General features: G+C 69.2%; 21 protein-coding genes. 7 read left to right on the plus strand and 14 right to left on the minus strand.

What is annotated here, in order from left to right; genetic code table 11:
* The first annotated feature begins 7 nt into the window (after window positions 1-7).
* The 3 genes from ACG04R_RS26110 to ACG04R_RS26120 are packed head-to-tail and all read left to right on the plus strand — an operon-like array spanning window position 8 to window position 3923.
* Entirely contained in the window at window positions 8-2137 is a 2130-nt protein-coding gene (locus tag ACG04R_RS26110) for a TonB-dependent receptor (RefSeq protein WP_394416981.1), read from the plus strand.
* An 8-nt stretch (window positions 2138-2145) separates the two neighbouring features.
* A complete protein-coding gene (locus ACG04R_RS26115) occupies window positions 2146-3336 on the plus strand; it encodes a PepSY-associated TM helix domain-containing protein (protein WP_394416983.1) in 1191 nt (396 codons plus the stop codon).
* A 59-nt stretch (window positions 3337-3395) separates the two neighbouring features.
* Entirely contained in the window at window positions 3396-3923 is a 528-nt protein-coding gene (locus tag ACG04R_RS26120) for a hypothetical protein (RefSeq protein ID WP_394416985.1), read from the plus strand.
* Window positions 3924-3950: 27 nt separating this feature from the next.
* Here the strand turns inward: ACG04R_RS26120 and ACG04R_RS26125 are convergent, their stop codons facing one another.
* Window positions 3951-4211 (minus strand): hypothetical protein, encoded by a 261-nt coding sequence (locus tag ACG04R_RS26125; RefSeq protein WP_394416987.1) that lies wholly within the window; start codon window positions 4209-4211, stop codon window positions 3951-3953.
* A 160-nt stretch (window positions 4212-4371) separates the two neighbouring features.
* Here ACG04R_RS26125 and ACG04R_RS26130 point away from each other — a divergent pair, with 160 nt between their 5' ends.
* The 3 genes from ACG04R_RS26130 (at window position 4372) to ACG04R_RS26140 (ending at window position 5933) form a co-directional block, all read left to right on the plus strand.
* Window positions 4372-4671 (plus strand): hypothetical protein, encoded by a 300-nt coding sequence (locus ACG04R_RS26130; protein ID WP_394416989.1) that lies wholly within the window; start codon window positions 4372-4374, stop codon window positions 4669-4671.
* A gap of 94 nt (window positions 4672-4765) precedes the next feature.
* On the plus strand, window positions 4766-5014 hold the full coding sequence (locus ACG04R_RS26135; protein ID WP_394416991.1) for a hypothetical protein: 249 nt from the start codon (window positions 4766-4768) through the stop codon (window positions 5012-5014).
* A gap of 319 nt (window positions 5015-5333) precedes the next feature.
* On the plus strand, window positions 5334-5933 hold the full coding sequence (locus ACG04R_RS26140) for a hypothetical protein (RefSeq protein WP_394416993.1): 600 nt from the start codon (window positions 5334-5336) through the stop codon (window positions 5931-5933).
* 63 nt (window positions 5934-5996) lie between these two features.
* On the opposite strand, the gene ACG04R_RS26145 is transcribed toward ACG04R_RS26140, so the two are convergent.
* The 5 genes from ACG04R_RS26145 to ACG04R_RS26165 all read right to left on the minus strand — a co-directional run bounded on the left by ACG04R_RS26145 (window position 5997) and on the right by ACG04R_RS26165 (window position 12231).
* Window positions 5997-6599, minus strand: coding sequence for a DVUA0089 family protein (locus ACG04R_RS26145; RefSeq protein WP_394416994.1), 603 nt, complete (start codon window positions 6597-6599; stop codon window positions 5997-5999).
* An 18-nt stretch (window positions 6600-6617) separates the two neighbouring features.
* On the minus strand, window positions 6618-8294 hold the full coding sequence (locus ACG04R_RS26150) for an alkaline phosphatase D family protein (RefSeq protein ID WP_394416996.1): 1677 nt from the start codon (window positions 8292-8294) through the stop codon (window positions 6618-6620).
* Window positions 8295-8755: 461 nt separating this feature from the next.
* Entirely contained in the window at window positions 8756-9286 is a 531-nt protein-coding gene (locus ACG04R_RS26155; RefSeq protein ID WP_394416998.1) for a YcnI family copper-binding membrane protein, read from the minus strand.
* A gap of 11 nt (window positions 9287-9297) precedes the next feature.
* A complete protein-coding gene (locus tag ACG04R_RS26160; RefSeq protein WP_394417000.1) occupies window positions 9298-11757 on the minus strand; it encodes a TonB-dependent receptor in 2460 nt (819 codons plus the stop codon).
* A gap of 84 nt (window positions 11758-11841) precedes the next feature.
* Window positions 11842-12231 carry a DUF2946 family protein gene (locus ACG04R_RS26165; RefSeq protein WP_394417002.1) on the minus strand — a complete coding sequence of 130 codons (390 nt, stop codon included), beginning with the start codon at window positions 12229-12231 and terminating at the stop codon, window positions 11842-11844.
* A gap of 80 nt (window positions 12232-12311) precedes the next feature.
* On the opposite strand from ACG04R_RS26165, the gene ACG04R_RS26170 reads away from it, so the two are divergent.
* Window positions 12312-12878 (plus strand): TlpA disulfide reductase family protein, encoded by a 567-nt coding sequence (locus tag ACG04R_RS26170; protein ID WP_394417004.1) that lies wholly within the window; start codon window positions 12312-12314, stop codon window positions 12876-12878.
* 137 nt (window positions 12879-13015) lie between these two features.
* On the opposite strand, the gene ACG04R_RS26175 is transcribed toward ACG04R_RS26170, so the two are convergent.
* The 8 genes from ACG04R_RS26175 to puuE all read right to left on the minus strand — a co-directional run bounded on the left by ACG04R_RS26175 (window position 13016) and on the right by puuE (window position 20824).
* The gene (locus tag ACG04R_RS26175) at window positions 13016-13348 is read right to left on the minus strand and encodes a hypothetical protein (RefSeq protein ID WP_394417006.1); all 333 of its coding nucleotides are present in this window, start codon (window positions 13346-13348) and stop codon (window positions 13016-13018) included.
* Window positions 13349-13406: 58 nt separating this feature from the next.
* Window positions 13407-14171 (minus strand): ABC transporter permease, encoded by a 765-nt coding sequence (locus ACG04R_RS26180; protein ID WP_394417008.1) that lies wholly within the window; start codon window positions 14169-14171, stop codon window positions 13407-13409.
* Window positions 14168-14986, minus strand: coding sequence for an ABC transporter ATP-binding protein (locus ACG04R_RS26185; protein ID WP_394417010.1), 819 nt, complete (start codon window positions 14984-14986; stop codon window positions 14168-14170). Before ACG04R_RS26185 ends, ACG04R_RS26180 begins: the two co-directional genes overlap by 4 nt.
* Window positions 14983-16026 (minus strand): ABC transporter substrate-binding protein, encoded by a 1044-nt coding sequence (locus ACG04R_RS26190; RefSeq protein ID WP_394417013.1) that lies wholly within the window; start codon window positions 16024-16026, stop codon window positions 14983-14985. The genes ACG04R_RS26185 and ACG04R_RS26190 overlap by 4 nt, the downstream gene beginning before the upstream one ends.
* A 123-nt stretch (window positions 16027-16149) precedes the next feature.
* The gene (locus ACG04R_RS26195; RefSeq protein ID WP_394417015.1) at window positions 16150-17385 is read right to left on the minus strand and encodes a M20/M25/M40 family metallo-hydrolase; all 1236 of its coding nucleotides are present in this window, start codon (window positions 17383-17385) and stop codon (window positions 16150-16152) included.
* 9 nt (window positions 17386-17394) lie between these two features.
* A complete protein-coding gene (locus ACG04R_RS26200) occupies window positions 17395-18114 on the minus strand; it encodes a hypothetical protein (RefSeq protein ID WP_394417017.1) in 720 nt (239 codons plus the stop codon).
* Complete coding sequence (uraD, locus tag ACG04R_RS26205) at window positions 18111-19871, minus strand: 2-oxo-4-hydroxy-4-carboxy-5-ureidoimidazoline decarboxylase (protein ID WP_394417019.1); 1761 nt, start codon at window positions 19869-19871, stop codon at window positions 18111-18113. The genes ACG04R_RS26200 and uraD overlap by 4 nt, the downstream gene beginning before the upstream one ends.
* Window positions 19868-20824: an allantoinase PuuE gene (gene puuE / locus ACG04R_RS26210; protein ID WP_394417021.1), complete on the minus strand. Its 957-nt coding sequence runs from the start codon at window positions 20822-20824 to the stop codon at window positions 19868-19870. The genes uraD and puuE overlap by 4 nt, the downstream gene beginning before the upstream one ends.
* Window positions 20825-20845 lie beyond the last annotated feature (21 nt).

Below are 20845 nucleotides of genomic sequence, written 5' to 3' on the forward strand. Positions count from 1 at the left end.
TCTCCTCATGCATCCTCGTCTCCATGCGCTGGCACAGGCCAGCGCCTGCCTCGTGCTCAGCCTTTGCGCCCATGCCGAACCGGCGGATACCGCCGCGCCGGCCTCCTCCGAGGAGCGCCAGTCGCTGGATCAGGTGGTCGTCACCGCGACCCGCGGCGCCAAGGCGCTGGAGAAGATCCCCGGCGCGGTCAGCGTCATCAGCGCCCGCGAGATCGAGGTGCAGGGCCTCGTCAGCGAGGACCCCAGCGCGCTGCTGGCCGTGCAGATCCCGGGCTACGCGCCGGCGCGGCAGAAGCTCACCAACTTCGGCGAGGGCCTGCGCGGCCGCAACGCGCTGCTGCTGCTGGACGGCATCCCGCAGACCAACCCGCTGCGGCTGGGCGGCCGCGAGGGCTATTTCGCCGACCCGATGATCGTGTCTCGCATCGAGGTCGTATCCGGCGCGTCAGCCGCGCAGGGCCTGGGCGCCACCGGCGGCATCATCAACACGCTGACCCGCAAGCCCACCGAGCCGGGCACGCGCCAGACGGTGGAGCTGCGCTACGGCAGCCAGCTGCACGGCGACAGCGACAGCTGGAAGACCGGCTACATGGTGGAGCACAAGAGCGACTTCGACCTGCTGGCCTACGTGGGCCTGCGCAGCCAGGACATCGGCGTGGACGGCGCCGGCCGGCCGCTGGCCACGGAGTCGCTGCACCAGGCGGCCGACGGCTTCCTCAAGATCGGCAAGGACTTCGGCGCCCAGCGCGTGCAGCTGATGGTCAACCGCTATCACGCCGACGGCTTCGACGACCGCGTCGACGTCTCCGGCAACCGTGCGACGGGCCTGCCCACCACGTCGGCACCCGGCAAGCTGCCCTACGACGCGCCGCGCAACGAGGTGCGCTCGGCCAGCCTGGAGTGGACGCATGCCGACCTGGCCCAGGGCTCGGCCTCGGTGCAGTTGTTCAAGCAGGACTTCTCCGCGCGCTACAGCGGCGGCGTCATCGCCACCTTCCAGGACGCCAGCCTCGCGCCGGTCGGCACGCTGGTGGACCAGAGCGAGATCAAGGCGCGCAAGTGGGGACTGCGCGCCAGCTGGGTGCGGCCGGATGTCTGGACGCCGGGCCTGGAGCTGACGCTGGGCGCCGACTACCTGGACGACGAGTCGCAACAGCGCCTCACGCAGACCGGCCGCACCTGGGTGCCGCCGATGACCTACCGCAGTCTCGCGCCGTTCGCGCAGCTGGAATACGAAGCCGGCCCGCTGACCGTGCGCGGCGGCCTGCGCGACGAGCGCAGCCGCCTGCAGGTGGACGACTACCGCACGCTGGCCTATTACGGCAGCCCCTCGGTGCAGGGCGGCGAGCGCAGCGCCAGCAAGGTGGTGAAGAGCCTGGGCGCGGTGTGGCGCTTCGGGTCCAGCGGCTGGTCCAGCTTCGTGGCCTACAACGAGGGCTTCGGCTCGCCGGACGTCGGGCTGATCCTGCGCGCCGTCAACACGGCCGGCCGCTCGGTCAGCACACTGGTGGACCTGCAGCCCATCCTCATCGACAACCGTGAGGTCGGCGTGGCCTGGCGCGGTGCGCGGGGCAGCGTCTCGGCCTCGGTCTACCGCTCGCACTCCGACCTGGGCAGCCAGCTGGTGGTCAGCAACGGCATCGGCTCGCTGCAGCGCGTGCCCATTACCGTGCGCGGCGTCGAGGTCAGCGGCGAATGGCGCCCGGCCGCCGCCTGGCAGCTCACCGGCAGCTACGCGATCACGCGGGGCCGCACCGCCAGCGCGGCCGGCGGCAGCCTCGACCTGGACCTTGGTGCCCGCTCGCAAGGCCCCGACAAGCTCGTGCTGGGCGCCCGCTGGCAGCCCGCGCCGGCGTGGTCGGTGCAGTGGACGCAGTCGGCCTACTTCTCGCGTGACGCCAACGTCGGCAAGTTCTCGGGCAAGACGGCGCTGGACGAGCACTTCAAGGGCTACACCGTCGCCGACCTCGCCGCTAGCTGGGAGTCGCCGTGGGGGCGCCTGGGTGTCGGCCTGGAGAACCTGTTCGACCGCAGCTACCTGACCTACTACGCGCAGGCCAACTACTCCGGCACGGCCGACGACTATTACGCCGGCCGCGGCCGCACCGTGACGCTGAGCTGGCGCCGCAGCTTCTGAGGCCGACGATGACGCGCCGCGTGCTCGCCTGGCTGCACCGCTGGGTCTCGTTGATCGCCGGGCTGCTGCTGGCCGTGCTGGGCCTCAGCGGCAGCCTGCTCGTGTGGCAGGCGGAGCTGGATGCGGCGCTCAACCCCGACTGGTTCCGCCCGCTGCCCGCCTGCGAGGCTCCGGCCGGTGACGACGCCGCACAGCCGCCCGTGGCCCGCGTGCTGGCCGTGCTGAAGCAGCAGGCACCCGGCCGGCAGGCCGCCATCGTCGTGGCGCCCCACCAGCCCGGCGCGGCCTACCAGGTCTGGGAGCGGCGCGATGCCGATGGCCTGCGGCGCGAGCACTTCATCGACGCCGCCTGCGGCCGCTACCTGGGCATGCGCGAGCGCGGCCGCGTGGCCTGGGATGCGCGCCACCTCGTGCCCACCGTCTACGAGCTGCACCGCTACCTGTGGCAGGGCGAAGCGGGCGCGCTGGTCGTCGGCGCGGGCGGCCTCGTGCTGCTGGGCCTGAGCCTCAGCGGCGTCGTGCTGGCCTGGCCGCGCCAGGCCCGGCGCCTGGCCTCGTGGCGGCGCGTGCTGGGCATCCAGTGGCGGGCCGCGCCGGCGCGGCGCTGGTACGACGTGCATCGCGCCGTCGGCCTGTGGCTGGCGCCGCTGCTGATGCTGATGACCGTGACCGGCGCGGCCATGGTGTTCAGCGACGCCGCGCGCAGTTGGGTGTCGGCCGTGCTGCCGCTGGAGCGCCTGCCCAAGGCGGCGCGCGCTGCTGCAGCCACCGAGCTGGCCCCGGCCGGGCCGGCGCTCGCACCGGACGAGTGGGTCGCGCTGGCCGAGCGGCAGTTCCCGCAAGCGCGCTGGAGTCGCCTCACGCTGCCGCGCGGCGGCGCCGCCGTGGAAGTGCGGCTGCTGCAGCCCGGCGAACCGCGGGCCGACACCGGCAACACCCGCGTGCGCCTGACCCTGGCCGGCGCTCTCGTGCAGCGTTACGACCCGCTGCACGCACCGGCCGGCAACGTGGTGCTGAACTGGCTGTTCCCGCTGCACAGCGCCGAGGCCTTCGGCCTGGCAGCCCGCGTGCTGTGGAGCGCCTTCGGGCTGGTGCCGGCACTGCTGCTCGGCACCGGGTTGTGGCTGTGGTGGCGGCGCAGCCGCGCGGCCAACCTGGCGCGCCGCCGTGCGCCAGCGGCGAGGCCGTCGCCTGGCTGAGTCGCCGGGGCTGCGGGCTGGCGAGAATGCCGGGCTCGCTCCACCTCGCAGGCCCGCCGATGACCCGTCCCTTCCGCCGCATGCTGGCGGCACTGCTCGCGCCGGTGCTGCTGGCGTCCTGCGTGTCCATGACCACCCAGCCGGCGCGGTTCGCCACGGACGGCTGCAGTCTCTTCCCCGACCGCGCACTCGTCGGCAGCGCCGACTGGTGCGACTGCTGCCTCGCCCATGACCTCGCCTACTGGCGCGGTGGCACCGAGTCGCAGCGCCTGGATGCCGACCGCGAGCTGCGCGCCTGCGTCGCGCGCAAGACCGGCAACCAGGCGCTCGCCGAGACCATGTTCGTCGGCGTGCGCGCCGGCGGCGGCCCGCAACTGAACACGCCGTTCCGCTGGGGCTACGCCTGGCCCTATGGCCGCGGCTACCGCGCGCTGACCGAGGCCGAGTCGGCTGCGCTGCAGACGCTGGAGGACGACTACCGCGCCCGCAACCCGCGGCTGCAGTGCCAGGCCGACCCCACGCTCACGCGCCCGCGGGGGCCGTCGGGCGCGTTGGCCCCCGCGACCTGCCAGCGCGTGAACGGTTGAGGGCGACTGCAGTCGCGCACGGTGAGCTCAAGGCCCGGCAATGCGGCTGCCAGCTGCGGGTGGTGTGGCGACGAGCTTGCGCCGGGGCTTGTGGCGCCACGGGAGTAGGTCGCGAAGGCCATCTGCCGGGGGAGTCAGGCGCAGCGCGCCGTTCGCATTGATATGCGGCCAGCGATGCAACGCCGAGTGGCCTCTGGAAGACGCCACCGCCGGACGGATCGACTCGGCCTTGCCGGGCTCGTTGACCCCATGCAGGGCAAACACGTTCTTGGCGAGATCAATATCCACGCCCAGAATGGTCCCGGCTTGCCCTCCCGAATGAGTCGATGAGAAACCGCACCTCCCCTCGTGGCACCTGGTTGCCGTTCGCCGCAGCGCAGCTGGTTAGGGACGGGGACGTGCCCTTCATTCGTTGAGGCGCTCAGTGACTACTTCTCGTACTTTCCGAGTGCTTGCGATCTTTCTCGCCGCGACGGCCGTTGCTGCGGCGGAGGACCAGAGCGCATATGCCGGCGAGTATTTCTACAACTTTGAGTTCGCCTACCTGACGCCTGATGGAATAGACGAGCGGTGGTGCATCAAAGGCGACATGTCTCGCGCAGAACGACCGGATCGTTGGGGAACATCGCGTGTTGTGGTCGAGGGCACGTTAGGGCCAGAAGGGCACTACGGGAACCTTGGGGTCTGCGAGCGCATCTTGACGGTCACACGGCTTGTTAAGGTCGTCAACATGCGGGGACGCGAGTGAGCTCCACTTTTGCTGCAGCGGACGGCTTCGACACCCGCATAACTTAGACGTTATGCTCCGCAGGCAAGCGTCAAAGCAAGATGGGGATAGATAAATGAATGGTCTACTTATCGTCGCTACTGGGCTTGTTCTAGGCGTGGTCCTCGCCCAGGCCTATGCCTCGTTGCGCATCCACCAACTTCGCAAACAGGGCATCTATCCGCAGCAGGGCCAAGCCTCAGATGCAGATGTGATGCGCCTACTGAAGAGTGGCTACAAGGTTGAGGCCATTCGCTGCCACCGAGACGTCCACCAGACTTCCCTCAGGGCGGCCAAGCAGGCGGTAGAAAGCTTGGTAGCTTGAATGCCAGCGAATGCATTCGTTCTCCATCCGCGCGGACTAACTTGGCGGTCAAGCGGATTCCAAAACTGACCATGCCTTCGGCATGGTCATGGCCAGTGTTGGTGCCCTCCGCACCTGCGGTGCTCTGGCGCCGCCTATCTTGGGCGTTTTGCCGCATAAAACCACGCCACAGCCTCCGCTGCGCTCCATCAGCGCCTCGCATGGCCAGTCGGCTTCTGCGCTTCGGCTCCAACGTCAGGCTCCACCATTTCAGCTGTGCTGGTGCATATCCCGGCTGAATTGACAGCCCGACCTTGTTTTGAATTTCATGAGGCCCTCGATGAACGCACTTGCCATATCCAATCAACCATCCGTTGTGGCCGCCCGATTTCTCGCCAACCTGCACCGCCGCGCACTGATCGCCTTGCTCGCCGTCGTGAGCCTGTGCGTCGTCTCCATGCCAGCGCGTTCGGCCGAGGGCGCAGGCATGGAGCGCGCGCTCGTCAGCCTGCTGGCAGACCCGCAGATCTTCGCGCTGACACCGAAATCGGCTGCCGACAAACTGGCGCCGTTCGGTCGGTTGAAAGAGGACAAGCAAGGCGGCTTGGCGGCGGGCGGCGTGGCGCTGCGCACGTTCTACATCGATCTCCAGCCCGTTGGCCGCCGGGCGGCGGTCTACTTCGAGCGCAGCAGCGCCCGGCTGACGAACATCACGCTGATGTTCAGCCCCGAAGACGCGATCGACGCCGCGCGGGTGCGTGCGGCACTGGCGAGCTCGCTCGGCACGGCGCAGGAGTGGTCGCAGGCCGGGAGCAATCGTGTCGTCTGGTGGGAGGGGGCTGACGGCCGTCGCGTGCAGCTCACGCTCGACCCTCCCGACGTCGAGCCGGCGCAGCTGTATATCGCCAGTGTGGGCCGCGAGGTCAGCGGCCGACGTTGACGGGCCAAGTCTCGGGCCTGCATCGCGTCGATCAGCCGCGCCGTTTGGTGCGCCGTTGCCGCCCTATCGCTTGCCCTGCCGCTTGCGTACGACGAGGGCGATGCTCAGCAGGCCCGCCAGCATCAGCGAGATGCGGCCCGGCTCGGGCACCACGGTGGCGGTTTCGACGCCGCTGAGGTTGACGCGCCAGAAGCCGCCCTTCTGGTCGTTGGCGTTGACGTCGTAGCTGGGCTGGTTCCAGTCGGCGAGCTTGATCGGCGTGCTGCCGTCGTAGGCGAAGCCCTGGGCCAGCGTGGTGCCGCGCGCGTCGTTGGACGCGGCGCTCAGCACCAGCCGGTAGCCGCCCGGCGCCGTGGCGGTGAACTGCAGGCCGGCGTCGTAGTAGCCGGCACCGGCGCTGGCGAGGCTGGCGATCTCGTTGTCGTCGTTGTGGTCGACGATGACACCTCCCCTGGCCACGTAGAGCTGCGGGTCGAAGTTCAGGCCCGACTGCCAGGAGTCGGTCCACAGGCTGACCGTGCTGCCGGCGGCGACCTGGAAGTCGATGACGATCTTGTCGTTGTGGTTGACCGCCTGGCCGGAGAAGCTCAGGTCGGCGGCCTGCGCGGCCAGCGGCAGCGCGGAGAGCGTGGCCAGCAGGGCCAGCGCGAGGAGATGCTTCTTCATGACGGGTCCTTGCAGGTGTCAGGGGGCCGGCAGCGGCGGGTTGGCACGCGACGGCGTCTGGGCCGACGGGCGCAGGTGGTTCTCGCCCTGGCGCACCTCGAACGCGGCGGCGAAGACCTCCACGTTGCTCGGGCTGGCGACCGTGTCCACGTACCACCACTCGCCGACGACGCGGTCGCGGTTCACGTCGACGAGCATGTAGCCGCGGCGGGTCAGCTGCACGTACTTGAAGTGCGGGTTGTAGAACTTGATCGCACCGGCGATGGCGCCGGTCGTGTCGGTGTCGATGCCGGGTGACGTGACTGACGTGCCGACGAACTCCACGCCCAGCGAGCCGGCGCCGGTGGTCTTGTCGTAGCTGGCGGGGCTGTATGGGTTGGGGTTCAGGTCGGCGGCCCAGCTGCTGTGGATGTCGCCGGTCAGCACGACGAGGTTGTTGACCTGCGCGTTGGCCGCGTCGCCCTTGATGGCCGTGAACAGGCGGTTGCGCGCCGGCTCGTAGCCGTCCCATTGGTCGCTGTTGATGAAGTACAGGCCCGGGTCCGTCGCCTGGTTGCTGCCCGGCGCCTTGAGCTGCGCGAACATGACGCCCTGGCCCAGCAGCTTCCACTGCGCCGGCGTCGTGCGCAGGCGCTTGACGAGCCAGGCCTCCTCGGCGTCGCCCAGCAGCGTGCGGCTCGGGTCTCCGTAGCCGGGGTCGGTCGTCGCGAAGCCGGCGCCGAAGGCGGTGGCGTGCACGGCCGTCGTCAGCTGCTCGGAGCGTGCGTTGATGCGCTCCTCCAGCATCAGCAGCTCGGCCAGGTCGCCGTACGCGAAGCTGCGGTGGTTGTCGCGCAGGTTGGCCACGTCGACGGGGCGCACCGGCATCCACTCGTAGTAGGCCTGCAGGGCGGCGACGACGCGGGCGTTCCAGTCGCCCTCGGTGGCGGGCTGGTGGTTCTCGGCGCCGCCCTTCCAGCTGTTGTTGGCGGTCTCGTGGTCGTCCCAGATCGCGATCAGCGGGTGCTGGCGGTGCATGGCCTGGGCGTCGGCGTCGCGCTTGTATTGGGCGTGGCGCTGGCGGTAGTCGGTCAGCGTGACGATCTCGTTGGCCGGCTCGGGCGTGCGCACGCTGCCGTACTGGCCGGTGCCGTACTCGTAGAGGTAGTCGCCCAGGTGCATGACCAGGTCCAGGTCGGCGCGCGCGGCGATTCGGGCATAGGCGTTGAAGTAGCCGGCGGCCAGGTTGGAGCAGCTGACGACAGCCATGCGCAGGCTGCTGGCGCCGGTGGTGGGCAGCGTCTTCGTGCGGCCGACGGGGCTGGTGGCGCCTTCCGCGGTGAACTGGTAGTAGTAGGTCGTCGCGGGCTGCAGGCCGGTGGCGTCGACCTTGACCGTGTAGTCGCGGCCCGGGTTGGTCTTGGCGCTGCCGCGCTGCACGACCTGCGTCAGCGCCGGGTCGGTGGCGACGACGTAGGTCACGCTGACGGCGGGCCTGGCCGTCGCGGGCGTCACGCGTGTCCACAGGATGACACGGTCGGCGAGCGGGTCGCCGCTGGCAACGCCGTGCTGGAACACCGTGCTCGCGGCCTCGGCGGCCAGCGGCAGCAGGGCCGGTGCGGCGACGAGGGCCGCAGCGCCGGCGCCGGAACGCTTGAAGAAGTCGCGGCGGCTGCTGCCGGTGCGCGCGGGCTGGACTTTGCTGGGACGACCCATGGTGATTGGCCTCGGTGGTGTGGCCGCCACTATCGCGACGGCGTTTGACCGCCGTGCGACAGCCGCACCATGAGCCGGGCCATGACCGGCCGCGGAAAAACAAGAGCGCCCCGGACGGCGTGAGCCGTCGGGGCGCAAGAGCGCTTCACACCGCCCGGGACACACCGGTGAGGGTGCGTGGGGCTGCGGTGATCATCACAGCGCAGGCAGGCATCGCGGGCGGCACGGGAGTGCTGCTGGCGGGCCGGAACTTTCGTGCTTTCATGGTCGCGGGCGGTTCGCGTTCCGCCTCGCCAGGGGCCGCAACGTTGCCGGGGGCCGTGCACTGGTGACGGGATGAATCATCGGTGCAGGCCGCCGTGAACAAAGCCACGATCAGCGCGGGCCGGCGGCCCTTTTTTCGCTGCATCGCGACGCGATGACGCCGCGCGCGCAAAGACGGGGTGGATGCGCCGTTCGGCTCAGTGCATGTGCCCGGCTGTCGCGGCGGCCGGCTTGACGGTCAGTTTCACGGCCGGCGCGCGCGGGGCGGGCTTGTCGGCGGCCGGGATGTCCGCCCAGTTCCACTCGCCCTGCGTGCAGACCTGCCGCACCTTGAACCACAGCTCGCCGGGCTCGGCCGGCAGCGAGGCGCGCAGAACGAACTCGTCGTACCAGGCGTCGTCCAGATAGTTGGCCTCGCCGTTGGCCGTCCAGCGCACCTCGGCGAGCTCGTCGGTGACGGGCTTGCCGTGGCTCTCGTAGGGCGTCTTCAGTGCGCGGCGCTTGGTGGTCAGCGTCCAGCCGGCGTGCGGCATGGGCTTGGCGCCGCGCAATCCCTCGGGCAGCGTGACGACGATCTCCTTCGTCGCCGCGCCGCCTTCGCAGCCGTGGCCGACCTTGAAGACCGCGCGGTAGCTGGTGCCGGCCGGCGCTTCGGGCTGGTCCAGCGTGATGTGGGCCTGGGCCAGTCCGGCCAGCGTGCACAGCAGCAGAGGGGTGATGGCTTTCATGGGGTGAGTCCTCACAGGTCGAATTTCAGCTCGGCGGAATAGCTGCGCTGCGGATAGTTGTGGAAGTTCCAGTACTGATAGTTGTTCAGGTTGTCGATGCCGAACGCGGCGCTCCATTGCCTGTCGATCTTCCACAGCACGCGCACGTCGGCGGTGGCGTACTTGCTGACGCCCATGTAGGCGAAGCCGTTCACGTCGGCATTGTTCAGCGTGCGGTACTGGCGGCCGCTGTAGCGCGCGGCGAGGCTGGCACTCCAGTGCTCGTCGAGGCGGTAGGCGGCCAGCGCGGTGGCGCGCCAGCGCGGGATGTTGGGCTGCCACTTGCCGACGGTGTCGCCCGCCGTCGAGACGAAGCCGGCGTTGGCCTTGATCTTGGAGTCCGTGTAGGTGACGCTGGCCGACAGGTCCAGTCCCTTGAGCCCCCAGTCGGTCGTGGCCAGCGTGGCCTCGAGGCCGGTGGTGCCGATCCTGTCGATGTTCTGCACGCGGGTGACGTTCTTGTTCAGCACGGCGTCGACGACAGTCTGCGAGTACAGCGAGTCGCGTGTGGTCTCGGCGAACAGCGTCACGCGGGACTGCAGCGCGCCCCAGCCCTGCTCGGCACTGAGTTCGCCCGTCCACGACTTCTCGGGCTTGAGGTCGGGGTCGTTGACGTACAGCGAGTTGGTCGTCGACGTGGCGCCGTACAGCTCGCTCACGGTCGGCATGCGCACCGCGCGACCCACCGAGGCCTTCAGCACCGTCTCGGGTGCCGCCTGCCAGGACAGCGCGGCCTTGGGCGACAGGAAGTTCTCGCTGCGCGACGGGTAGGCCTGGCCGGACGTGGCGGAGAAGTCGGTGCGGCCGTCCCGAGCCTGCCAGTGCTCGGCGCGCAGGCCCAGCACGGCCTTCCAGTCGGCGTTCAGCAGCCAGGCGTCCTGCGCGTAGGCGGCCTGCAGCCGGGTCTTGCCGGCGACGTTGTTGACCATGGCGCCCGGGCTGTCCGTCAGGTAGTTGCCGGTGATGCCCGAGGTCAGGTAGCTGAGCTTGTAGCTGTCCTGCTGCAGGCCGAAGTCCACGACGTGATCGGTACCCGCGGGGCGCCAGATGCCCTTGGCGGCCAGCGTGTTCCAGCCGGTGCCGCTGCCGTCGGCCAGCGTGCCGGCACCGCCGCTCAGCGCGCCGGGCTGCGGGTTGTCGGTCAGTACGCCGTTCACGGTCAGGCCGTTCTGGCGCTTGCTGTCCTTCTGGTAGTCGTAGAGGCTGGCGGCGACCTCCCAGTCCCATTCGCCGCCGCTGTGGCTCTTCACCGAGACGCCGTGCATCACGTGCTGCAGCTTCTCGCGGGTGACGGCGAAGTCCGACGCGGTCAGCTTGGTGAACTGCTTGCCGTCGATGGCGATGAGCCCCGAGTACACCGGCTGGCCGGCCGCATCACGCAGCCAGCTCTCGGAGTTGCCGTCCGAGTCGTTGCGCCACAGGCCCAGCACGTAGCTGGCGCGCACCGTGGGGCTGAGGTCGTAGGCCAGCTTGAGCTTGAGGTGGTCCTGTGCGGTGCTGTAGCGCGTGCCGGCGCCGAGCAGGTACCAGGGCGCGTTGCTGCTGTTGGGCACGAGGACGGCGCCCGTCGCTGGCGTGGCGGTGCTGCCCGAAGGGATGGCGGTGCCGGTGCTGGCCACGCGGGTCGCGAAGGTCAGCGGCTGGCCGTCGCTGTCGGTGTGGTTGAGGTTGAGCCACCAGCTGAAGGCCCCCTCGCGGCTGCCCACTGACGCGCTGGCTGCCCAAGCGCGGTAGGTGTTGCTGTGGCCGTAGAGCTCCGAGGACTGGCTGCTGAACCCCACCTTGGCGTGGGCCTCGAAGCGGGTCGGCATGCGGGTCTGGTAGTCCACCACCGCGCCCACCGAGTTGCCCGGGTAGGCGGCCGAGAACGGACCGTACATGACGTCCACGCGCTCGATCTCCTCGGGCGTCACCAGGCCCCAGCGCGGCGGGAAGGACAGGCCGCTCACGCCGTTGCCGAGGTAGTTGGACAACAGGATGCCGTCTGCGTAGACCGCCGAGCGCGCGCTGTTGCCGGTGCCCGAGGCGCGGCTGGACAGGATGGCGTGGTTGTAGTCGCCGATGTAGCGCTTGCGCACCAACAGGCTGGGCAGGTACTTCAGCGCGTCTTCGGCATCGGTCGCGTTGATGTTGCGCTCGATGTCCTCGCGCGTGACCGTCTCGCGCGTGGTGGGGATGTTGGTCGGCAGCGAGGAGGGCGCGGCGCCCTGGACCCGCACCAGGCCCAGCTTCGTGCGCGGGGCCGGGGGGGTGTCGTCGGCAGGCGTGGCCGCGGTGGAGAGCGTGGTGGCGCTGGCGACGGCCGCCACGGCCGCCACGGGGGCGTCGTCGCAGTCACAGTCTTCACAGGCGAGGGCAGGGGCGTGGGCCAGCGCGAGGCTGGACAGGGCGGCGCAGGCGGCAGCCGCGCGCGCTAGGGGCATCTTGTTCATGAAAGGGCAGCAATCCAAGTCGGGCCGCCGCACGCAGGTGCGACGGCAGGCGCCAGGCCGGTGGGGCGTGGCGGAGCGGTTGACTCAGATCGCGACGGGGGGCGCGCGTGCGCTCGCCGGGCGCCACGCGTGGGCGGTGACCGGCGCGGTCCAGAAGCGCTCGGGTGCCTCGAAGCCCAGGTCGAGCCTCACGGACACGAACGGCACCGCTGGCGGCGGCGCGACGTTGGCCGCCGTGATGTGGCAGGCCGCGCAATGGCCGTGCGCCAGCAGGTCCAGCGCCTTCTCGATGGGCTTGGGCTCGGCGGTCTTGCCGGTGGCGCCGGGGGCGCGGCAGATGTCCTGCCAGGCCGAGAAGTCGCCGCGCGCATGCGCCAGTGCCGCGCTGATGCCCGGCGCCAGCAGCCCCAGCACCAGCACGGCCAGCAGCCACCAGGAGTGGCGGCGCGCGCGGGCGTGGGTCAGGCGGGACACTTTTTGATTCTATGAGGCCGGTGGGTCGCCTAGGATTGCTGCAGGTCAAGCGCCTGACGCGCCAGCCCCAGGGAGAGTTCATGAAAGAGAACGACGAGATGCAACGCCGGCGCCTGCTGGCCTGGGCCTGCCTGGCCGCGCTGGCGGGCACCGCGAAAGCCGACGACAAGCCCGCGCCGCCGCCGCTGGAACGTGTGCCGCTGGACGTGCCGGTGGGCCGCACGCTGGATGGCAATACCCTGCGCCTGTCGGACTTCGAGGGCAAACCGGTCGTGCTGTTCTTCTGGGCCTCGTGGTGCCCGCATTGCCGCAACGAGCTGCCCCAGCTGGAGCGCCTGCAACTCGCCGCCAGGAAGGAGCGCGTGCGCGTCGTGGCCGTCAACGTCGAGGACCGGGACATTTTCCGCAAGCTCCACCGCGGGCTGTCGGACAAGATGCAGATGCTGCACCTCTACGACCCGGAGGGCGTGAGCGCCAAGGCCTTTGCCAAGGCCGACGGCGTGCCCTACACGGTGGTGGTGCGCGGGGACGGCACGATCGCGAAGACGATGTCCGGCTGGTGCGAGAGCGGCTGCCTCGAAGACATCATCACGCACGTCAACGGCGCGCTGGCTGCAGGCCGAGCCGCCAGCGCCGCGGGGGGCTGATCGAGCCCGCCCTTGTCGCCCAGGTGCTCGGGGGCAGCCAGCTTCAGCGCCGAGACCCAGGTCCGGGTAGGCGCCGGTGAGGTCGCCTTGATCGCCGTGCCGACACCTGTCCCGTCGTGGCCGGCGTCATGCGGGTCTCAGTCCAGCGGCTGCGCCGAGCGATCTGCCAGATCCACGCGGAAATTGCGGCTTCGCTCGTTGGTGACGCGCAAAGCCTGGCCGCCGTCGATCGCTGCGATTTGGGTGATGTAGACGTCCCGCACATCGCCTTCCATATGCGGGTCGTACACGGTCTGGTAGACGCGCAGGTGCCACAGGGGCGCACCGGTCAGGTCATCGAAGGCGGCAATCACGCCGCCATGCCCGCTGTAGCCGAGAGGATGGATGTCCAGCGGCGCCTCGTAGCGCACGCCCGCCAGCACGAGCGGCGCGACAGGCTTCGGGGCCTTGCGTTTGGCTTGGAAGTTCATCGGAGTCCAGGAAGGTGGGCGGGCGCGGACAACTGTCGCACGCCGCTGGTTACTTTCCTTATGCCTGCCCCCGGTGCGCCCACCCGGTCAGCCGTCGCTCCATCCGGGCGAAAAGCTCGTACATGGCCATGGCCATCGCGCCAACCACCAGCAGGCCGGCGAAGGCCAGGCCCATCTGCATGGACGAGCCGGCCGAGATCAGCAGGTAGCCGATGCCCTCGTTGGCGGCCGTCATCTCCGACACCGTCGTGCCGACGAAGGCCAGCGTGATGGACACCTTCAGCGCGCCGAAGAAGTAGGGCATGGAGCGTGGCAGGCCCACCTTCCACAGCACGTCGGTGCGCCGGGCGCCGAGCACGCGCAGCACGTCCTCCAGCTCCGGTTCCAGCGTGGCCAGGCCTGTGGCGATGTTGACCATGATGGGGAAGAAGCTGATCAGGAAGGCCGTCAGCACCGCGGGGCCCACGCCGATGCCGAACCACACGACGAGGATGGGCACGAAGGCGGCCTTGGGCAGGGCGTTGAAGCCTGTCATCAGCGGGTACATGGCGGCGTAGGCCAGCCGTGAGCTGCCCATCAGGCAGCCCAGCAGCACGCCGACGACGATGGAGATCGCGAAGCCCAGCATCGTGACCCACCAGGTGCGCCAGGCATGGGCCAGGATGACGGCGTGATGCTCCCAGAACTGTTGCGCGATGCGGGCCGGGCTGGGGAAGAGGAACTCCGACACGTCGAACAGCCCGCACACGCTCTGCCATAGCACCAGCACGGTGACCAGCAGCAGCCAGTGGGCGTGCGATTGCAGGTTGATGCGAGCAGTCATTGCGCGATCTCCATGCCGGCCTTCTTCAGCGCGCCAATGTGGCCGCGCAGCTCATGGACGATCTCGCCGAACTCGGGCGTGTAGGTCACGTCCAGGTCGCGCGGGCGCGGCAGCGGCACCTCGCGCTTGAGCACGATGCGGCCGGGGCTCTTGCTCATCACGTAGATGCTGTCGGCGAGGAACACCGACTCGCGCAGGTCGTGCGTGACGAGGATGACGTTGAAGCCCTGTGCCGCCTGCAGGTCGCGCAGGATGCACCAAAGCTCCTCGCGCGTGAACGCGTCCAGCGCGCCGAAGGGCTCGTCGAGCAGCAACAGCTGGGGCTCGTGGATCAGCGCGCGGCAGATGCTGGCGCGCTGCTGCATGCCGCCGGACAGCTGCCACGGGAACTTGTCCTCGTAGCCGGCCAGCCCGACGCGGGCCAGCAGCGCGCGGGCGCGGGCCTCGAACTCCTGGCGCCTGGCCTTCAGCTCGGAGCGGTAGGGCTCGACAATCTCCAGCGGCAGCATCACGTTGGCCAGCGTCGTGCGCCACGGCAGCAGCGAGGCCGATTGGAAAGCCATGCCGCTGATCTTCAACGGCCCGTGCACGGTGCGGCCGTCCACGCGGATCTCGCCGGCCGAGGGCGGCTTCAGCCCCGTCGCCAGCTTCATGAACGTCGACTTGCCGCAGCCCGACGGGCCCACGATGGCGATGAACTCGCCGCGTGCGACCTTGAGGTCGATGGCCTCGACGGCGAACTTGCCCTGCTTGCGCAGGTCCTCGGTGTAGGCCAGCCAGACGTCGCGGAAGTCGACAAAAGCCGAAGCGCTCATTTCTTGACCGGCGGCAGGATGTTGAGTTCGGCCGCGCTGGGCAGGAAGCTGCCGTTCCATACGGCGGTGGCGTCCACGCGCGTCTTCGTCGCGTAGGCGTCGGACACCTGGCTGGCCATCAGCGTCAGCCGCGGCACGGTGAGCTGGCCGAAGCCTTCGGCGCGGGCGTCGGGGCTGGCGATCGCGTCGGCGATGGCCAGGCGCAGCCGGCGCTTCTCCAGGTCGACGTTGATGATGCCGTCACGCTCCTTCACGTAAGCGATGGCGTCGTCCGGCTTGGCCAGCACCTCCTTCGCGCCCTTCGTGAACGCGCGCAGGAAGGCCTTCAGCGCCTCGGGCTTGTCCTTGATGAACTTCGGGCTGGCGATGATGACGTTGCCGTACAGCTTCACGCCGTGTTCGGCGTAGGGCAGCACCAGCACGTCCGCCGTCTTGGCGCCACGCGCTTCCAGGTTCAGCAGCGACGTGAACGAGAAGCCCGTGATGGCATCCACGTCACCGCGCATCAGCATGGTCTCGCGCAGCGGCGGGTCCATGCTGATCCAGTTCACGGCGCCCAGCTTGTTGGCCTTGGCCAGGATGGGAAAGCCGCGCCGGCCCGCATCGAACACCGGCGCGCCGAGCTTCTTGCCGGTCAGGTCGGCCAGCGTCTTGATGCCGCTCTTCTTCAGCGCCAGCACGGCGGCCGGCGTGTTGTTGTAGACCACCATGACGGCAACCGGCTTGTTCGGCGCGTCGGGGTTGTTGGCGTGGAACTCCATCAGCGCGGCCATGTCCGCGAAGCCGATGTCGTAGGCCCCCGAGGCCACGCGGGTCACCGCGCCGCCGGAACCGTTGCCGGCGTCCACGGTGACGTCCAGCTTCTCGTCCTTGAAGTAGCCCTTGGCGGCCGGCAGCAGGAACAGCGCCGAGGGGCCCTCGAAGCGCCAGTCGAGCTGGAACTTGATGGGGGTCGTCTGCGCGAGCGCGGCGGAAGGGGCGGAACCCCAGGCCACGAGTGAGGCCGTGATGGCGGCCAGGGCACGGCGGGTCAGTCGCATGCAATCTCCGTCAGAGGCAGGCGCGACGTTGCGCCCGTGTCATGACGTTTCAGCAAGGGCTATGCCACTGGGGGTGACCCCCTCCCGCCGGCAGGCGCACTGACTTGCAGCGCGCCTGTGCAGTCATGCACCGGAGCGGCGCTCCAGCAGTTCCGCCAGCGTGCGCGCCACCACCTGCGTCGCGCGCCTGAGGTCGTCCAGCACGAGGTGCTCGTCAGCGCGCTTGGCATTGCTCTCCAGCACCGTGCGCGGCCCGGCGCCGTAGATGGCGGCCGGGATGCCCTGCGCCGTGTAGAGGCGCACGTCGGTGTACAGCGGCGTGCCCGACGTCGGGATGGGCTCGCCGAAGACTTCCTCGCCGTGCTTCTGCAGCGTGGCGATCAGGCGCTCGGCGCCCGGCAATGGCTTCATCGAGTTGGCGAGCAGCAGGCGCTTGATCTCCAACCGGATGCCGGCGCATGGCGCCACCGTGCTCTCGATCAGTGCGCGCACTTCCGCTTCGACCTCGGCCGGGTTCTCCTCGGGGATCATGCGGCGATCCAGCTTCAGCACCACCTTGCCGGGCACGACGTTGGTGTTGCTGCCGCCCTCGATGCGGCCGACGTTGAGATACGGATGCGTGATGCCTGGCACCTCGGAGCGGCGCGTCTTCAGCACGTCGTTGTGGGCGTACAGCGCGGTCAGCAGCTTGTTGGCCGCCTGCAGCGCGTCGACGCCGGTGTCCGGGTAGGCCGCGTGCGAGGCCAGGCCGTGCAGCGTGACCTCCATCTGCAGGCAGCCGTTGTGGGCCGTGACGACCTGGTAGCTGAAGCCGGCGGCGATCAGCAGGTCCGGCCGCACGATGCCTTCGCGCAGCAGCCAGCCGGGGCCCAGCTCGCCGCCGAACTCCTCGTCGTAGGTGAAGTGCAGCTCCACCGCGCCGCGCAGCGGCAGGCCGGAATTCTTCAGTGCCAGCAGCGCGAACGTGTACGTCGCGAAGTCGCTCTTGCTGACGGCCGACGCGCGGCCATAGAGCTTGCCGTCGACGATCTCGGCGCCATACGGGTCATGCGTCCAGCCCTCGCCGGGCGGTACCACGTCGCCGTGCGCGTTCAGCGCGATCTTGGGGCCGTAGGTGCCGAAGCGGTGGCGCACGACGAGGTTGGTGACGGACTCCATGCCGCCGCGCTTCACGACCGGCGTGGGCACGACATGCTTCTCGACGGTGAAGCCCAGCTCGGTCAGCAACTCGGCCGTGCGGTCGGCATGCGGCGCGTTGTTGCCGGGTGGGGTGTCGGTGGGGATGCGGACGAGTTGCTGCAGGAAGCGGACTTGGTCGTCGAAGCGTTCAGCGATCTGGTTGTCGAGGTCAGCAGACATTTTTTGGAGTCAGTTTGTTGGCTCTGGTTCGGCTCGAGCTTCAATCAATGTGATTTCGTGGCCGGCCTCATTCCCAAAGTCCAGTATCCAAGCGAGTTGAGGCGATGTGGGTAGGCGCGGGTCATCCGCAGCTTGGTCTGCCAGCGTAATTGCCGCGTGTTTCCACAGCAGACTTCTTAGGAACTCAACGCCCTTCGCCAAGTCGTTAGGTGCTTGGTCGTAGGCTAGGCGTTGAGCGTCTACCTCAGCGACGAAGTCGCCTTTGAGCGGACTTTTTGCGTGGAGGAAATTGCAGCTCTTCTTGTACAACTCAATGAGTCGCCCGTGGTTTACGCTGAGTTGCAACCTATCAAAGTGGTACACGCCGACGTCGCCGACGGATTGGGGAGCTTTGATGGGAATCGGTAGCGCATGGGGACTTACCTGCACCAGGCGCTTGAGGATCTCAGGTGCTGTCTCCCACCCTTGCGCCCCTTGATGGGATCGGCCCGACTCGGCCGCTTCTACGTTTTTGAGTGCCTTGTATCGATGCTGTTCCCTTAGCAGCGCGCCATGGGTAACTGCTTCGATGACGCGGCGAACTAGCAAGTAGCAGAACTCAACTTTGAGCGCCGGCAACGAGTCCCATGCAGTTGCGCCGCCCAACAAAGACTGTGCCGTGAGCACTCGAATCTTTGCGTCCATCATCAGCGTCCGATAGATCACCGACGCTTGGACCGAGCTGCTCATGTTGTGTTCCCGCCCGAGAGTTCTAGCAGCTGCGTGAACGCCTGCACCGCCAACTCCGCATCATCCACCGTCACCGACTCCAACGGGTTGTGGCTGATCCCCCCGTTGCCGCCGCGGACGAACAGCATGGCCTGGGGCAACAGTTCGTGCATTTTCATTGCGTCGTGGCCGGCGCCGGAGGGCAGGCGGTGGATCGGTAGGCCCAGCTCGGCGACGGCCGCCTCCCAGCGCGTCTGCCAGGCGGCGTCGCTCGGCGCGGCGTTGGCGGCGACCGTGGGCTGCAGCGTGAAGCTGAGGCCCCGGCGCTGGCAGATGGCGTCCAGTTCGGCGCGCACGTCGGCGTCCAGCGCGTCGCGGGCTGCGTCGGTTGTTGCGCGCAGGTCCAGGCTGAAGCGGCAGCGGCCGGGGATGACGTTGATGGAGCCGGAAGGCACTTCCAGCATGCCCACCGTGGCGACGACATCGGGCACCGCGGCTGCTCTCTCCTCGCAGAACAGGATCAGCTCCGCCACGCCAGCCGCCGCGTCGCGGCGCTGGCCCATGGGCGTGGTGCCGGCGTGGCTGGCCAGGCCGATGATCTCGCCGGTGTAGCGGCGGCTGCCGTTGATGGACGTGACGATGCCCAGCGGCAGGTCCAGGCTGTCGAGTACCGGGCCTTGCTCGATGTGGACCTCGACGAAGCCGAGGTAGCGGCTGCGGTCGCGCTTCAGCGCCGTGATGGCGGCCACCTTGCCCGGTAGGCCGGCGGCACGCATCGCGTCGCGCAGGCTGACGCCATGAGCGTCGCTCTGCTCCAGCCAGGTCGGGTCGAACGCGCCGGTCAGCGCGCTGGACGCGAGGAAGGTGGCCGCGTAGCGCTGGCCTTCCTCCTCGGAGAAGCCGACGACCTCGATGCCGAATGGCAGCCGCTTGCCAGCCCGGTGCAGCTCGCGCACGACCAGCATCGGCACGAAGATGCCCAGCCGCCCGTCGAAGCGGCCGGCGCGGCGCACGGTGTCGTAGTGGCTGCCGGTCAGAAGCCGTTGGTCGCCCGTGCCGTTGTAGACGCCGACGACGTTGCCCACCGCGTCGCGGCTGACGTCGTCGAAGCCGCAATCGCGCATCCACGCCATCAGCTGCTCGGCGACGGCCGTGTGCGTGGGCGTCGCGTAGGTGCAGGTCAGGAAGGCCTCGTCCTCGCTGTGCACGGCGAGCGCGGCGGCCCAGTCCCACAGCTGTTCGCCCAACGCGGGCTTGATGCCGAACTTGTCGTCGAGCCGGATCTCGGCGATGCGGTGGATCTGGCGCAGGCATTCGGCGCGTTCGACGTCGGGGTGGGCGCGCAGCCGGCGCTCGAAGGTCGCGATGATCTCCTGCCGTGTCAACCCCAACCCGCGCGGCCCGCGCACGGCGAGGATGAAGGGGAAGCCGAAGCGCGCGTTGTAGTCGGCATTGAGCTGCTGCAGCCTGGCGAACTCCTCCGGCGTGCAGGCGGTGAGGCCGGCCTTCTGCTGCTCGTTCGTCGACTCGGCCGTCAGCTCGCCGGCCACGGCGGCCTTGCCGGCCAGCTCGGGGTGGGCGCGGATCAGGCCCAGCTGCTCGTCAATGCTGGCCTCGCGCACGACGCGCGCCAGCGCCACCTTTAGCGCGGCGACCGTCTTGAAGGGGCGGGCCGCCGCGGCGCGCACGGCGATCCACGGCGAGTGTTCGTAGGTGCCGTCCAGCAGCGCGACGAAGTCGGCGGCGCTGGCGGTGTTGAGGTCTTCGAGCTTCATCATTCCCAAACAAAGGCGGTGCGGGCGTCAAAGGGGTGCACGGTCTTCCAGTGCCGCGCGATGTCCAGCCGGCGGCAGACCCACACGCGGTCGTGGGCCTCGATGTGGTTGAGGAACTTTTGCAGCGCCCGCATGCGCCCCGGTCGACCCAGCAGCCGGCAGTGCATGCCGATGCTCATCATCTTCGGGCTGTCGGCGCCCTCGGCGTACAGCACGTCGAAGGTGTCCTTCAGGTACTCGAAGAACGGCTCGCCGTGGCTGAAGCCCTGCGGCAGCGCGAAGCGCATGTCGTTGCAGTCCAGCGTGTAGGGCACGACGAGGTGCGGTGCCAGCTCGCCGTTGGTCTTCCTGACCTGCAGCCAGAAGGGCAGGTCGTCGCCGTAGTAGTCGCTGTCGTACTCGAAGCCGCCGAAGTCGGCCACGAGGCGGCGCGTGGCGGGGCTGTCGCGGCCGGTGTACCAGCCCAGGCCGTGCGGGTCGCGGCCCAGCGTCAGTCGTTTGAGGCTGGCCATCGCCTGCGCCATGTGCGCACGCTCGGTGCCCTCGTCCATGCCTTGGTAGTGAATCCAGCGCCAGCCGTGCGAGGCGATCTCGTGGTTGAGTTCGACGAAGGCCTGCGTCACGTCCGGGCAGCGCTCCAGCGCCATGCCGACGCCGAACACCGTCAGCGGCAGCGCCCGCTGCTCGAACTCCTTCAGCAGCCGCCACACGCCTACGCGCGAGCCGTACTCGTAGATGCCTTCCATGCTCAGGTGCCGCGCCGGGTAGCTGGCGGGGTTGAACATCTCGGACAGGAACTGCTCGCTGCCGGCGTCGCCATGCAGCACCGAGTTCTCGCCGCCCTCTTCGTAGTTGAGGACGAACTGCACGGCCACGCGGGCCTGGCCCGGCCATTGCGGATGAGGCGGGTTCTCGCCGTAGCCGATGAGATCGCGGGGGTAGCGTGCTGTGCTCATCCCTACACTTTGCATCAAGCC

Source organism: Pelomonas candidula, from assembly GCF_043555985.1.
In the GTDB taxonomy this organism is placed as follows: Bacteria; Pseudomonadota; Gammaproteobacteria; order Burkholderiales; family Burkholderiaceae_C; genus Pelomonas; species Pelomonas candidula.